Consider the following 15599-nt stretch of genomic DNA (forward strand, 5'->3'; position numbering starts at 1 on the left):
GGGAGGGCGGAAATGCTTGAATAGCTCAGTTGGTTAGAGCATCTGACTGTTAATCAGAGGGTCCTTGGTTCAAGTCCAAGTTCAAGCGCCAGACAAGTAATTCACAGAGCGACGAAGGGTAAGTCTACCTTTCGTCGCTTTTCTTTTCCCCTCCAGGTCGTTATTTTTTATTCCTAAGACCGGACGGGGATTGGTTAATCATCTGTAAGGGACAGAAGAATCGGGGCATAGTATTTGCAAAGTGTTAATTAGCCAACGGTTGACTATTGAATGCAAGTAGTTTAATCCGTTTATTTGTCAGGAAATCGAAGAAAAGACAAGAGATAATATAGATGCGTATGAAAGCAAAAGAAATCATCCTCACAAGCGCACTGGTGATCGCCTGCTCGACACTTAGTGCGATCGGCGGGGTGGCGATCGTGAAGCATGCCGATCAGCCATCCGGAGAGACCTATGAGACCGCCGAACCGGCAAAGTCATCCAGAGCCTACGTGGCCTCCACGCCACCCAACTTCGTAGAGGTGGCGGAGCAGACGATCGATGGCGTCGTCAATATCCGGACAGAGAAGGCGGTCCGCATGGCTCAGCAGAGATACTTCGATCCGTTTGAGTTCTTCTTCGGTATCCCCTCGCAGCGGGATCCTCGGCAGGGGAGACAGCAGCGGCAGGAGATGCCCAAGCAGGTGGAGATCGGATCGGGCGTCATCATCAGCAAGGACGGCTACATCGTCACCAATAATCACGTGATCGATGGGGCAGATGATGTCTATGTCACGACGAATAACAATGAGGAGTATAAGGCCAAGGTAATCGGGACAGACCCCTCCACCGACCTGGCACTGATCAAGGTCGATGCCGGTAAGGAGCTGACCGCAATCCCCTTCGGCAACAGCGATGACCTCCGTGTCGGTGAGTGGGTGCTGGCGATCGGAAACCCGTTCAACCTCCGCAGTACAGTGACCGCCGGTATTGTGAGCGCCAAGGGGCGTGCTGCTGGGAGCGGTCAGGGATCACTCCAGGTGGGCTCATTCATCCAGTCTGACGTGGCGGTGAATCCTGGCAACTCCGGCGGGGCTCTGGTCAATATGGCAGGCGAACTGATAGGGATCAATACGATGATCTACTCCAGCACCGGTAACTACGCCGGGATCTCCTTTGCCATCCCCACCTCCATCGTACACAAGGTCGTAGGTGATCTCAAGGAGTACGGCACCGTGCAGCGCGCCGTGCTGGGGATCGCAGGCACCAACATCACCTCTGCCGCCACGGAGAAGTATGACCTCAAGGTCTCCCAGGGAGCTCTGATCATGGAGGTGGCTGACCGCAGCACCGCCAAGCAGGCAGGTCTCAAGGAGGGAGACGTGATCACCGCCATCGACGGGCACAGCATCTCGACGATGTCGGATCTCCAGGAGACCATCTCCACACATAAGCCCGGAGATAAGGTGCGTGCCTCCGTCGACCGTAAGGGTAAGTCCCTCACTCTCGATATGGTGCTGAAGAATAGCGAGGGGAATACCGAGGCTGTCACCCGCATCGATGAGAGCTCGATCGGTGCTGCCTTCCTCGAGCTGACTGAGAAGGAGATGAGCGACCTTGGCGTCTCCTATGGAGTCAAGGTGGTAGGCGTGGACAGGGACGGAAAGTTCTTCCGCGCCGGCATCCGCAAGGGAGACGTGATCCTTGCGGTGAATAACCTCCGAGTAAGCAAGAAGGAGGATGTGGACAAAATCGTGAGCGAAGTCGTATCCGGCAGCAGCGACAAGGTGCTCTTCGTCAAGCTGATCAATACCAACGGCCGCATCAATTACGTAGCCGTAGACCTGCGAGACTGATCTCGCTCTGACAGATCATAATAGGCGCACCCCGGTGGATGATTGTCCGCCGGGGTGCGCTGCCTTCTCCTCATCGGCTCCGGAGATGCATATGGAAGAAAACTCTATATTTGTAAGACAAAATGAAGAGAGCAGGTACCATAAGTGTCCATCTGGCGGGGATCATGCTGATCCTCTCCCTGCTGTCTGCTTGCCATGGAGCGAAGCAGCCGCAGCAGGAGGAGCTCGCCGCCATCCTCGACAGTCTGGACCTCTTAGTCGACCGACGAACCCACTTCACCGATCTCAAGGAGGCTCGCCTCGGCGACCTGCGTAGTCAGCTGGCTGCGGTGGAGGAGGGTCCATTAGAACAGCGATACAGCACGACGCTGGAGCTGGCGCAGGAGTACCGACCCTTCCGCTTCGACTCGGCACTCTACTTCTCCAAGCAGGCTCTGGAGCTGGGGCATCAGCTGCCCGGAGCTGCCGCAGCCCGTGCTGCCGCGATAGAGATCGCCTACTGCTACCTCTCGGCGGGGCTCTTCCTGGAGGCGCATGAGACGATCAGCTCGATAGAGACGGACGACATGTCAGATGAGGAGGCTACTGCGGTCCACCTCCTTAGGATGAAGTACTTCCTCGACCTAGCGGAGTACAATGACCACAACGACGACATGGCGCACCGCTACCGGGAGGAGGGCATCCGAGAGGCGGACCTCGCTCTGTCGCTCTCTCCCGAGGACTCGCACGATCACAACTTCGCTCAGATCCATAAGCTACTCCACCTCCACCGCTACCGCGAGGCACTGTCCACGATCGACAAGGTACTCCAACTAAAGTCTATCACCGACCGCGACCGAGCGATCCTGCTCTCCCTCAAGGGAAGTGCCGCCACAGAGCTGGGTGACGAGCGGATGGCTATGGAGGCACTTGCCCGCTCCGCCGGATATGATCTCATCACCGGGACGCACGAGACCACCTCCCTCGCCCGCCTCGCCGGCTTGCTCTACCGCACGGGGGAGATCGACCGGGCGGCGAGCTATATCGATCTCGCTATGCAGGATGCCAATTACTACGACGCGAAGCATCGGAAGATGGCAGTGGGGGACATCCGCCCACTGATCGAGCAGAGCAAGCTGAGACATCTCGACCTTCGCCGCCGACAGATGACCATATATACAGTGGTGGCCTCGCTGCTCTGCCTCTTGCTGATCGCAGCGATCGTGGTGATCATCCTCCAGATGCGCCACCTACGCCGCGCAACGACGCAGATAGAGAGGGCCAATAGCGCACTACGAGTCTCCAATGAGCGACTCGAGGAGGCCAATGCGATCAAGGATGAGTACATCGGCTCCTCCTTCTACAGACAGGGTGCCTACATACACGAGCAGGAGGAGCTCTACCGCTTTATCCTGAAGCGCTTAGAGAGCAAGCAGTACGATGCGATCCGCAAGCGGATCCGTCAGAGCGAGGTGGTGCGAGAGCGGAAGGATATGTATGCCGACTTCGACGAGACCTTCACCCAGCTATTCCCCACATTCGTCGCAGAGTACAATGCACTCTTCCCCCCGGAGGAGCAACAGACGCTCCTGCCGGGCGACCCGCTGACACCAGAGATGAGGATCTTCGCCCTGATCCGCGTCGGGATCACCAAGACGGAGCAGGTGGCTCACTTCCTCAATTACTCCGTCAATACGATCAACACCTACAAGACGAGAGTCAAGAATAAGTCCCTCGTAGAGAATAAGGACTTCGAGGGCGAGATCATGAAGATCGGGAGATCGAGGTAGATCTCCTCGGGGAGAAAATGGGGGCAAAATGAGACCTCCTCTCCCAGGGCTAACGTTTTTGGACTTACCCAAGGTCTCACCTGGCAAAAGGGCGACGACCGCTAAGGGATCGGGCGGGCACTGTAAAACTCAAGTGAATCAGCCCCCAAACTAAACCCGGTATTAGTGATCACTATTACCGGGTTTAGTGATCACTAATACCGGGTTTAGAATTCACCGAACTCTGACGAGCATCAGATAGTTTACTGTAAAGCTCAAATGCGTCAGCCCTGCCTCCTTCCCCTCGAAAACAGACCATACTGAGGTTATATTTATAGGTTAACAAAATTAATTAGTTGCCTAATAATCTGCACGCTACGACCCATTTCGGCCAATACACCCTTATATACTTTTGTGGTTAGTTGGAGGAGTGTCTCGAAGGGGTGAATTTTGTATCAGAAATCATTTGAGGATCGGCTCCTCCCATCGCCTTGGAGTCACCTCATTGCCTTCGACCACTTTTTTATACACCATAATATATAAGCAGTCATGAAACCACGTACGCTTATCCTCTCCCTGCTCCTTGCGCTGACGATCTCGATCGGCACCGCCGGGGCACAAGAGGTCCTCAAGTCCCCTGATGGCAACCTCACCCTCACCTTCCACCTCGGGAGCAAGGGCGAGCCGATGTATCGCCTCGACTATGGCGACAAGCCGGTCGTGCGGGACAGCCACTTAGGCTTCTACCTCAAGGATCACGAGGACGGTGATCTCGTCTCTGCCTTTGAGCAGCAGGGCGAGGCCGCCCGCTCCACCTTCGATGAGACCTGGACGCCGGTCTGGGGCGAGGTGAGCACGATCCGCAACCACTACAATGAGATGCTCATCCACCTGCGTCAGCCCGATAATGGGCGGGCGATGGACCTCCGCTTCCGCCTCTTCGATGACGGCATGGGGCTGAGGTACGAGTTTCCCGACCAGGATCGCCTGATCTACTTTACGGTAAAGGAGGAGGCGACCGAGTTTGCCATGGCAGGCGATCACACCGCCTTCTGGATCCCGGGCGACTACGACACACAGGAGTACAACGTCACCGAGTGCCGTCTCAGCGAGATCAGAAGCCGGTACGATGAGGCTCACATCCACAACGCCTCTCAGCAGGACTTCTCCAAGACCGGAGTGCAGACCCCGCTGCAGCTCAAGGCTGACAACGGGCTCTACATCAATATCCACGAGGCAGCGCTGATCGACTTCCCGGCGCTCAATCTGGAGCTGGACGACAAGGCTATGGTCTTCCACGCCCACCTCACCCCGGACGCACAGGGAAGCAAGGGGCACGTGCAGACTGCATTCAACACCCCCTGGCGTACCATCATCGTCAGCGATGATGCGCGGGACATCCTCGCGAGCAAACTGATCTACAACCTTAATGAGCCCTGCAAGATCGAGGACACCTCCTGGATCAAGCCGATGAAGTACATGGGCGTCTGGTGGGAGATGATCACCGGCAAGAGCACCTGGGCTTACACCGATGACCTCCACAGCGTCCACCTCGACCGGACCGACTACTCCAAGGTGAAGCCCAACGGTCGCCACGGAGCCACGACCGCTAATGTGAAGCGCTTCATCGACTTCGCCTCCGCCCACGGGATGGACGGGCTGCTGGTCGAGGGATGGAACATCGGCTGGGAGGACTGGTTTGGCCACAAGAAGGACTACGTCTTTGACTTTGTCACCCCCTACCCCGACTTTGACATCGAGGAAATCCACCGCTACGCCAAGGAGAAGGGGATCAAGATGCTGATGCACCACGAGACCTCCAGCTCGATCCGCAACTACGAGCGTCACCTGGATGCCGCCTTTGACCTGATGAAGAAGTACGACTACCCGGGCGTCAAGACCGGATACGTCGGCGACATCGTCCCCCACGGGGAGTACCACTACGGTCAGTGGCTAGTCAATCACTACCTATATGTGGTGAAGAAGGCTGCCGAGCGACAGATCATGGTCAATGCTCACGAGTCGGTCCACATGACCGGACTGAGCCGCACCTACCCCAACCTCCTCTCTCAGGAGTCAGCGAAGGGTCAGGAGTTCCAGACCGGTGGTAATCCCGCCAATCACCTTACCCTACTTCCCTTTACCCGCCTCATCGGTGGTCCGATGGACTACACGCCGGGGATCCTGATGATGGACCTCAGCCGACTCAATCCGGACAACCACAATGTCGTCCGCACCACCGTCTGCAATCAGCTCGGCAGCTACCTGACGATGTACACGCCGCTCCAGATGGCGGCAGACCTGCCCGAGCACTACGAGGAGCGGATGGATGCCTTTGAGTTTATCGAGAGGGTGCCGGTGGACTGGAGCGACAGCAAGTACCTCGAGGCAGAGCCGGGACGCTACATCACCGTAGCACGTAAGGACAAGGCAAGCGAGGACTGGTACATCGGCAGTGTCAGCGGGATGGATCGCACGACGAAGATCAGACTCGACTTCCTCACCCCGGGGAAGAAGTACATCGCCAAGGTGTGGCAGGATGGCAAGAAGGCTCACTACCTGACCAATCAGTACGACTACACCATCACGGAGAAGAAGGTGACCTCCAAGAGCACCCTCACCCTGCACGAGGTGGAGGGCGGAGGCTTCGCCGTGATCCTCTCTGAGATCAAGTAAATCCCTTAACCCCATATCTTAGTATGAATAAGAATAGCAGTATACTCAAGCATACCCTGCGACTGCTCGCCCTACTGGTGGTAGTCAGTGGGAGTGCGCTCTCTGCTCTCGCCCAGTCGATACACGCCCACGGCGTGGTGGTCGACGTGGAGGGCACGCCTCTGCCCGGCGTCACCGTGCGGGTGACTGACAAGACGGGGCAGGGGACGATCACCGATGCAGACGGGAACTTCTCCCTTCAGGTCGACAAGTCCGATCGTCTCACCTTTACCTACATCGGCTTCGTTGATCAGACGATCGCCGTCGCCGATCAGACCTTCCCCCTTCGCCTTATCCTCCACGAGGACTCCGAGCTCCTCGACGAGGTGGTGGTGATCGGCTATGGGTCGGTGCAGAAGAAGGACCTCACCGGCTCCATCACCACGATCTCCAGCAAAGACTTCCAGAAGGGCGCCATCTCCACTCCGGACCAGCTCATCACCGGTAAGATCGCCGGTGTACAGATCGTCCCCGGCGGCGGAGGTCCCGGCTCAGGCTCAACGATACGCATCCGCGGTGGTGCCTCACTCAACGCCTCCAACGACCCGCTGATCGTCATCGATGGCGTCCCCATGGAGGGCGGCTCGCTCCCCGGAGCACCGAGTGCGCTGAGCTCGATCAACCCGGCTGACATCGAGTCAATGAACGTACTGAAGGACGCGTCTGCCACAGCGATCTATGGCTCCAGAGCGTCCAATGGCGTGATCATCATCACGACGAAGAAGGGCAGCCTCGGACAGCCACTACGCGTCCAGGCGACCACCCGCTTCTCCGTCTCCACCCCTCGCAAGTACGTTGATGTCTACACCGGCGACGAGATCCGCGAGATCGTGAAGAAGAGTGGCGATGCGAAGTATATCGCCATGCTCGGCAAGGAGAATACCGACTGGCAGAGCGCCATCTACCAGACCGCCTTTGGTACGGACAATAACGTCAGTATCAGTGGCGCCACCTCCTGGCTCCCCTACCGTGTCTCTGTAGGCTACTACGACGAGAAGGGTATCCTAAGGACGGACCACATGCAGCGCGTCACCGGAGACCTCAGCCTCTCACCCCACTTTCTCAATGACGACCTCACCGTGACGCTGAATGTCAAGGGCTCCCACACCCGAAATCGCTATGCTGACAAGGGAGCCATTGATGGAGCTGTCCGGATGGACCCGACGCAGCCGATCATGTCCGATGAGGCGGTCTACAAGCCCTTCGGTGGCTACTGGTTCCTCACCGGCACAACTGACGACGGTCAGGTGATCCCCCGCTCCCTAGCCCCGCGCAATCCTCTTGCCCTCCTGATGGAGAAAGAGGATAGAGGCACCACCAGCCGCATCATCGCCAACTCGATGATCACCTACAAGGTCCCCTTCATCAAGGGACTGAGCATGAACCTTAACCTTGCCTACGACTATGGCGTGGGGCACGGCACCGTCTACATCCCCACGACAGCTCCCCTCAATGAGTACACCAATCAGGAGGTGGGCAAGGGCGGTCTCGACAACCGGTACCGCCAGGAGAAGACGAATAAGCTCCTCGACTTCTACGTCAATTATAAGGCGGAGTCTGACGCCCTCCTCGGTGCACTCGATGTGATGGCGGGTTACTCCTACCAGGACTGGCGCACCAAGGACTACCGATACGCCGACAAGACTGCCGGAGGGATCGAGTACAATAAGCCGGTCTTCCCTTACGACATGCCGAGGAATACGCTCGTATCCTTCTACGGTCGTGTCAATTACTCTCTCCTCGACCGCTACCTCATAACAGCGACGGTTCGTACCGACGGTTCATCTCGCTTTGCACCCGAGTATCGCTGGGGTATCTTCCCCTCCGTCGCTCTGGCCTGGAAGATCAAGGAGGAGTCCTTCCTCAAGGATGTGGAGGCCGTCAGCGACCTGAAGCTTCGTCTCGGATATGGTATGACCGGTCAGCAGGACGGTATCGCCAACTATAGCTATCAGCCGGTCTACTATCTCAGCGGCAATCAGTCGAAGTACCTCTTCGGCGACAAGTGGTACAATATGTACAAGCCTGCCGCTTACGATGCAGAGATCAAGTGGGAGCAGACCGCTACCTCCAATGTCGGTCTCGACTACGGCTTCCTCAATGGTCGACTCTACGGATCGATCGACCTCTACGTCAAGCACACCAAGGATCTGCTCAATGAGATCCCGATCCCGGCAGGAGCCAACTTCTCCAATAAGCTCCTCACCAACATCGGCTCCATGACCAATAAGGGGGCAGAGCTGTCGGTGAACTATATCCCGATCGAGACGAAGGACTGGAACTGGGTGCTCAACTTCAACGCCACCTACAACAAGACCGAGATCACTCAGCTGACTCAGGTCGAGGATCCCACCTACCTCGGTGCTGAGGTGGGCGGTATCAATGGTGCCACCGGCAACTACGCCCAGATCCACTCCGTCGGCTATGCGCCCTACTCCTTCTTCGTCCACAAGCAGGTGTACGATGAGCAGGGCAAGCCTATCGAGGGTGTCTTTGCGGACCTTAATGGTGACGGAAAGATAGACAACTACGACAAGTACCACTGTGGCAAGCCGGCACCGGACTTCCTCTATGGTCTCAGCACCTCGCTTCGGTACAAGGGGCTCACTCTATCTACCTCCCTGCGTGCCAATACCGGCAACAAGATCTACGACAACGTCTCCAGCAACAATGCCACCCTCGACTCGGTCATCGACCCTCTGGGATGGATCAGCAATGCGACACACGACTACAGTGCGTCCGGCTTTATCAATAAGCACTACCTCTCCGACTACTACGTCCGAGATGCCTCATTCCTCAAGATGGATAATCTGACCCTGAGCTACGACTTCGGTCGCCTCTTCCACGACACCGTCGGCATCAACCTCGGTGCGACGGTGCAGAATGTCTTCACCCTCTCCTCCTACAAGGGCATCGACCCGGAGGTCTCCGGTGGGATCGACCACCAGTTCTACCCCATCCCCCGCACTTACTCTCTTAGTCTGGGTCTCACCTTTTAATTCATGCAAAAGAATATGAGAACTACTACCATACTCATCTCGACCCTACTCACGGGGCTATTACTCGCCTCCTGCGTCCGTGATCTCGACCGGATGCCGACGAATGACGTAACCGGTCCCAAGGTCTTCGCCACCGAGGAGGGTACACGTGAGGCCTTTGCCAAGGTCTATGGCGCTTGGGCACTCAGGGAGGGCGATGTCGCCGGCATCGACGACGGATTTACGGGATTCACGAGAGCGTTCTTCAACCTCCAGGAGCTCCCCACGGACGAGGTCAAGTGCGCCTGGAACGATGAGGCAGTCAAGGGGCTGAGCGACGGCACCTGGGATGCCACTACCGGCTTCGTCGCCGGAGCCTACTACCGCTCCATCATCCAGATCAAGTATGCCAACGAGTTTCTCGCCAACGTGGACAGCTCACCCCTCAAGCCGGAGGAGAAGGAGCTGATGAAGGCGGAGGCTCGCTTCGTCCGAGCCTTCCAGTACTGGGTGCTGATGGATCTCTACGGCGATGTGCCCTTCATCACAGAGCAGGATCCGACAGGCAAGACAGCTCCTAAGAAGATCGCCCGCAAGGAGCTCTACGACTACATCATCTCGGAGCTGAGGGCGGTAGAGCCACTCCTCAAGCCTGCCGGTCAGCAGGTCTATGGTCGTGCCGGTCAGGCTGCCGCACAGGCGCTGCTCGCCCGCGTCTACCTCAATGCCGAGGTCTACACCGGCACCGGTCACTACGCAGAGGCAGCGGAGTATGCCGATAAGGTGATCACCGCCGGCTACAAGCTCCACCCGAAATATAAGGATCTCTTCGGGGCGGACAACCACAAGTTTACCGACGAGATCATCCTCGCCGTCCCCGCCGATGGGCAAAATGCCCAGAGCTGGTCAGGTGCCACCTTCTTCGTCTCCGCCTCCTACAATGATGATATGCTCAATAAGCTTAAGGAGAAAAAGCTCCTCGACGGTATCGGCACCAATGGCAAGTGGGGTGGTAATAGAGCGACGCCGACCTTTGCCAAGCTCTTCACCCCGGAGGACAGCCGCAACCTGCTCCTCAAGTCGACCGACACGATCGAGAAGCTGAATGACTTCAACCAAGGGGTCTACGTCTATAAGTACACCAATGTGACCAGCGACGGCAAGCCGGGCAGCCATCCCGACTACTGCGATATGGACTTCCCCCTCTTCCGTCTCGCTGAGATGTACCTCATCTATGCCGAGTGTGCCGCTAGAGGAGCCGCCGACAAGGGCAAGGGACTGGACTATCTCAATACCATCCGCACCCGAGCAGGCATCGCACCTGTAGCCGGTCTCGAGCTATCGCAGATCATCGACGAGCGCGGGCGCGAACTCTACTGGGAGGGACACCGCCGCACCGACCTGATCCGCTTCGGACTCTTCACCTCAGGCAGTTATCTATGGGAGTGGAAGGGTGGAAAAGCCTCCGGCGCAGCGATGACTGCCGACAGGCTGCTCTACCCCATCCCCGCCTCTGATGCGCTCGCCAATCCTAACCTTCGTCCCCAAAGCAAATGACTCAGACTATGAATAGAATATACCACCTGGCATCCTCCACCCTCGCTGCCCTCATCCTCTCCCTCGTGGCGGGATGTAGCACCGAGGATCCGATGGAGAGCTTCGATGCCGTCCTCTCCTCTAAGTCTCCCGCCGTGCTCGATCAGCCCACCTCCTCAGAGCTGACGATCACTCCCGAGAGCACCGGCACGCTCGACCTGAGCTGGAGCCCCGCCAAGTATGGCGATAAGATCCCCGCTACCTACACCGTCATCCTCTCCCGCGAGGGGGGCGACAAGCAGCTCGACTTCCCGGTCCCCACCGGGGCACGTCAGATCTCTATCCCACTCCAGCAGCTCAATAAGCGGCTCGTCACCGAGCTGGAGATGGAGGGCGACACTCCGGGCAAGGTCTCCGTTACGGTGGAAGCGCTTCCTCTGGCCGATAAGGGGAACGACCACACCCTCGAGACCTATAGGACCACCTCGGCACCACTGGAGCTGACCGTTACCCCGTTCTTCGCCACTGTCCGCCCTGATCTCTACTTCCTCGTGGGGGACCTCAGCGGCAGAGACGGTGCGCCGGTCTGGAAGAATGACAATACCGATCACCTCTTCTTCGCCGACGACAATAGCGCCCTCACCTACCACTACGACGGATACCTCAAGGTCGGTGCCGCCTTCAAGATCTTCCCAGAGTCCAGCATCGGTAGCTGGGATAACATCCTCGGGATGAAGGAGGGCAAGCTCGATATGGGCGGAGACAATATTGCGCTCCCCGCCGGCTCTCTTGCCGGATACTACCGGATCACCCTGACCGTCAATAGGGGCAAGCTCGATCCCGCTCAAGCGACCATCAGCTTTACGCCCATCGATGTCTCAGCCAAGCCGACCCTCAGCAAGGTGGGTATCATAGGCACCGCCGGCATCGACTGGGACCATGACCTCTTCCTCGAGCAGTCGAGTACCGAGCCGCACCTCTGGATCGGCAGGGAGATCGTGCTGAAGGAGGGCGAATTTAAGCTTCGCGCCGATGCTGCCTGGAGTACCAACTGGGGAGGTCAGGAGAAGGAGAAATTCCCCACCGACTTCGGCATCGCCAACGGCGGAGAGAACTGGAAGGTGACCGCCAAGGAGGCAGGGAAGTACAACGTCTACTTCAACGACCTCACCGGCAACTACTTCTTCCAGAAGCTCGACAAGTAATCTCCACACAGTAAGAAAGATTTTGATAGGTTTGCTCCCACCGGTGACACGTCCCCGGTGGGAGCTTTTTTTCGATGACTATGCATACTCACAAGCCACTTATCACCCTACTGCTACTGATACTGACTTGCCCGCTCCTCAGAGCGGAGAGCCGGCTCACCATCCACCCGCAGCAGTGGTGGGTGGGGATGAAGGATCCGACACTCCAGATCCTCCTCTACGGAGATGAGCTGGTCGGTGCGACGCTCACCGTAGAGGGCGACGGCATTACGCTAACTGAGACGGTCTGCCCTCCCAATCCTCGCTACCGTCTCCTCTATCTGGATCTCAGCAGTGCCGTGCCCCAGGATCTCCGAATACGGATACGGGGGGCAGAGGGCGATGAGCGTATCATCAGTTACCCGCTACTCAAGAGGAAAAAACACGAGACAAAGGCTCAGGGCTTCTCCCCCAAGGATGTCCTCTACCTGATCATGCCGGACCGCTTTGCCAATGGTGACCCAACCAACGACACCATCGAGGGTATGCGAGAGACCCGTGTCGATCGGAGCGACGGCTTTGCCCGACATGGTGGGGACCTAAAGGGGCTCAAGCAGAGTCTTCCCTACCTCTCCGACCTCGGCATCACCGCCCTCTGGCTCAATCCTGTCCAAGAGAACGATATGAGCGAGGGCTCCTACCACGGCTATGCGATCACCGATTACTACCGCATTGATCCCCGTCTGGGCAGCAACGATGACTTCCGCAACTTCGTGCAGGCGGCACACGAGAGAGGGCTAAAGGTCATCATGGATATGGTCTTCAATCACTGCGGCTCCGAGAGCCCACTCTTCCGCGATATGCCCGGAGAGGATTGGTTTCATCACGGCAGTCAGTACCACCAGACTTCCTTCAAGACCTCTACACAGATGGATCCCAATGCCCCGAAGAGCGAGCGGGAGGAGGCCACGGACGGATGGTTTGTAGAGACGATGCCGGACCTTAACCACAGCAACCCCCACGTGATGACCTACCTCACACAGAGCAGCATCTTCTGGATCGAGTATGCGGGGATCGATGGAATACGGCAGGACACCCACCCCTACGGTGATCTGGGGGCGATGGGGAAGTGGTGCGATGCGCTCTTAGAGGAGTATCCGGACTTCAATATCGTGGGGGAGACCTGGTTTATGCTCCCCTCACAGGTAGCCTACTGGCAGCGTGGCAGTCGTCTCGCCCGCCCGGAGGACAGTCGCCTGCCGACAGTGATGGACTTCCCGCTGATGCTGGCGACCACGAGGGCATTTGACGAAGAGACCACCCCGTGGGACGGCGGACTCTTCCACCTCTACGAGTGTCTCTCAGCCGACTTCGTCTACGAGGATAGGGATAGTCTGCTCACTTTCCTTGACAATCACGACACCTCCCGCTTCTGTAAGGACAGCACCGATGCAGCCAACCTCAGCCGATACCGGCAGGCTCTCGCCTTCCTCCTCACGACACGCGGCATCCCTCAGCTCTACTACGGCACTGAGATCCTGATGGCAGCGGACAAGAGTGAGGGCGATGGCGCCTTGAGGAGGGACTTCCCCGGAGGCTGGGAGGGGGACCACACCGATGCCCTGAGGGGAAGGAACCTCTCCCCGACACAGCAGGAGGCACTCGATTACACCCGGCGGCTCCTCACGTGGAGAAGAGACAACAGGACCGTCACAAGGGGGAAACTCCGCCACTACAGTCCTCTGGACGGGGTCTACCTCTACACCCGCACCCTGGGCGACAGCTGCGTTGTAGTCCTGCTCAACGGCACCTCCGAGGAACGTCGTGTCGCACTACGGTCTTTACCGCTCCCCGAGGGAGTGACGCCGCACCGGGAGGTCACCTCCGGACGAGAGATCCCCGCAAAAGAGACGACAGTGACCATCCCACCTCACGATGTGGTGATCCTCGAGTAGAGCCTCCCAGTGGGAACGGCTCAGATCTATTACCGGTATTAGTGTGATCTATTACCGGTATTAGTGCGCACTAATACCGGTAATAGATTTGAGCCATGTCCGAGGGGGGGTACCAGGCGGGAGAGGTGGCAGCTTGGGGAGATGGCGCAAAAGCGTATATTTGCGACCGCTTAGGCGAGGTCGGAGCAGCAGAGGCTGCGATTTTTTATCCACTTCATCATCCGGTATTTGGAGAGGTAGCCTTTTTTTGACTACCTTTATGAAGTAAATAAAAATCACCGACCTTGCCCTAAGAGATGGAACAGTCTGACGACTTACTACACAAGACCCTTAAGCACTTCTTTGGCTTCGACACCTTCAAGGGTGATCAGGCCGAGATCATAGCGAGCATCATGGCCGGTCATGACACCTTCGTGCTTATGCCGACCGGCGGAGGCAAGTCCCTCTGCTACCAGCTGCCCGCCCTGATCAGCGAGGGCACCTCGATCATCATCTCTCCCCTAATCGCTCTGATGAAGAATCAGGTGGATGCGATCCGAGGCTGCGCTGCAGACCCGTCCGTGGCTCATGTCATGAACTCCTCGCTCACCAAGTCTGAGCTGGAGGAGGTGCGTGCCGACCTGGCGAGCGGAGCGACGAAGATGCTCTTCGTGGCTCCGGAGAGTCTGACGAAGGAGGAGAATGTGGAGTTCCTCAAGTCGATACCGGTATCCTTCTACGCCGTGGACGAGGCGCACTGTATCAGCGAGTGGGGTCACGACTTCCGTCCGGAGTACCGTCGCATCCGGGAGATCGTCGACCAGATCGAGCGACGTCCCATCATCGCCCTCACGGCGACGGCGACGCCGATGGTGCAGCAAGATATCCTAAAGGCGCTCGAGATGAGGGATGCGAGGGTCTTCCGCAGCTCCTTTAATCGACCCAATCTCTACTACGAGATCCGACGGAAGGACAGCGAGGTGGAGCCGGACATCATCCGCTTCATCAAGGAGCACCACCACAAGAGCGGGATCATCTACTGCATGAGCCGCAAGAAGGTGGAGAACCTTGCTGAGGTGCTCAGGGCCAACGACATCAAGGCGCTCCCCTACCACGCCGGGATCGAGAGCAAGGTGCGGGATGAGACGCAGGATGCGTTTCTCAACGAGAGCATCGATGTCATCGTGGCGACGATAGCCTTCGGGATGGGGATCGACAAGCCAGACGTCCGCTTCGTGATCCATTACGACATCCCTAAGAGCCTGGAGAGCTACTACCAGGAGACCGGTCGCGCGGGGCGGGACGGCGGCGAGGGGCTCTGCATCGCTTACTACAGCAATGCTGACATCGATAAGATGGCGAAGCTCCTCCATAGTAAGAATAAGACGAATAACGAGAGGGTCGTGGGCTCCCTCCTTCTCGAAGAGATGAAGTCCTATGCAGAGAGCCCGATATGCCGACGGAAGTTTCTCCTCAATTACTTCGGAGAGACCTACGAGCAAGATAACTGTCACAACTGCGATAACTGTAAAGCGCACCATAAGAGAGTGGAAGCAAAAGAGACACTGATCAGCATACTCGAGGCAGTGAGTGTGCTTAAGGAGGAATTTAAGACCGACTACATCATTCACTTCCTCCTGGGTAAGAAGACGGTCGACATCGAGAACTA

General features: G+C 57.6%; 8 protein-coding genes and 1 tRNA gene. All 9 read left to right on the top strand.

All coding sequences use genetic code 11. The annotated features are described in order from the left end of the window. Nucleotides 1–14 precede the first annotated feature (14 nt). Nucleotides 15–91: transfer RNA gene (locus tag Q0F21_RS01720), tRNA-Asn, on the top strand. Between the two features lie 247 nt (nt 92–338). Beyond that, complete coding sequence (locus tag Q0F21_RS01725) at nt 339–1835, top strand: Do family serine endopeptidase (RefSeq protein WP_297236800.1); 1497 nt, start codon at nt 339–341, stop codon at nt 1833–1835. A 122-nt stretch (nt 1836–1957) separates the two neighbouring features. Continuing rightward, complete coding sequence (locus tag Q0F21_RS01730; protein ID WP_297236802.1) at nt 1958–3604, top strand: DUF6377 domain-containing protein; 1647 nt, start codon at nt 1958–1960, stop codon at nt 3602–3604. 528 nt (nt 3605–4132) lie between these two features. Continuing rightward, the gene (locus tag Q0F21_RS01735; RefSeq protein WP_297236804.1) at nt 4133–6259 is read left to right on the top strand and encodes a glycoside hydrolase family 97 protein; all 2127 of its coding nucleotides are present in this window, start codon (nt 4133–4135) and stop codon (nt 6257–6259) included. A 23-nt stretch (nt 6260–6282) separates the two neighbouring features. Beyond that, entirely contained in the window at nt 6283–9297 is a 3015-nt protein-coding gene (locus Q0F21_RS01740; RefSeq protein ID WP_297236806.1) for a TonB-dependent receptor, read from the top strand. Nucleotides 9298–9312: 15 nt separating this feature from the next. Then, nucleotides 9313–10833, top strand: a complete 1521-nt coding sequence (locus Q0F21_RS01745) for a RagB/SusD family nutrient uptake outer membrane protein (protein WP_297236808.1) — start codon at nt 9313–9315, stop codon at nt 10831–10833. 8 nt (nt 10834–10841) lie between these two features. After that, nucleotides 10842–12017 carry a SusE domain-containing protein gene (locus tag Q0F21_RS01750; protein ID WP_297236810.1) on the top strand — a complete coding sequence of 392 codons (1176 nt, stop codon included), beginning with the start codon at nt 10842–10844 and terminating at the stop codon, nt 12015–12017. Between the two features lie 80 nt (nt 12018–12097). Then, nucleotides 12098–13951: a glycoside hydrolase family 13 protein gene (locus Q0F21_RS01755; protein WP_297236812.1), complete on the top strand. Its 1854-nt coding sequence runs from the start codon at nt 12098–12100 to the stop codon at nt 13949–13951. Nucleotides 13952–14247: 296 nt separating this feature from the next. Next, nucleotides 14248–15599, top strand: a 1352-nt coding sequence (locus Q0F21_RS01760; RefSeq protein WP_297236813.1) for an ATP-dependent DNA helicase RecQ, incomplete at its 3' end; no start/stop codon positions are given.

The sequence above is a fragment of the uncultured Porphyromonas sp. genome (assembly GCF_934359325.1).
Classification (GTDB): Bacteria; Bacteroidota; Bacteroidia; order Bacteroidales; family Porphyromonadaceae; genus Porphyromonas_A.

Coding starts and splice junctions, on each gene's coding strand:
- Q0F21_RS01725 (WP_297236800.1), top strand. CDS start 339: ATGAAAGCAAAAGAAATCATCCTCACAAGCGCACTGGTGATCGCCTGC.
- Q0F21_RS01740 (WP_297236806.1), top strand. CDS start 6,283: ATGAATAAGAATAGCAGTATACTCAAGCATACCCTGCGACTGCTCGCC.
- Q0F21_RS01730 (WP_297236802.1), top strand. CDS start 1,958: ATGAAGAGAGCAGGTACCATAAGTGTCCATCTGGCGGGGATCATGCTG.
- Q0F21_RS01750 (WP_297236810.1), top strand. CDS start 10,842: ATGAATAGAATATACCACCTGGCATCCTCCACCCTCGCTGCCCTCATC.
- Q0F21_RS01755 (WP_297236812.1), top strand. CDS start 12,098: ATGCATACTCACAAGCCACTTATCACCCTACTGCTACTGATACTGACT.
- Q0F21_RS01735 (WP_297236804.1), top strand. CDS start 4,133: ATGAAACCACGTACGCTTATCCTCTCCCTGCTCCTTGCGCTGACGATC.
- Q0F21_RS01745 (WP_297236808.1), top strand. CDS start 9,313: ATGAGAACTACTACCATACTCATCTCGACCCTACTCACGGGGCTATTA.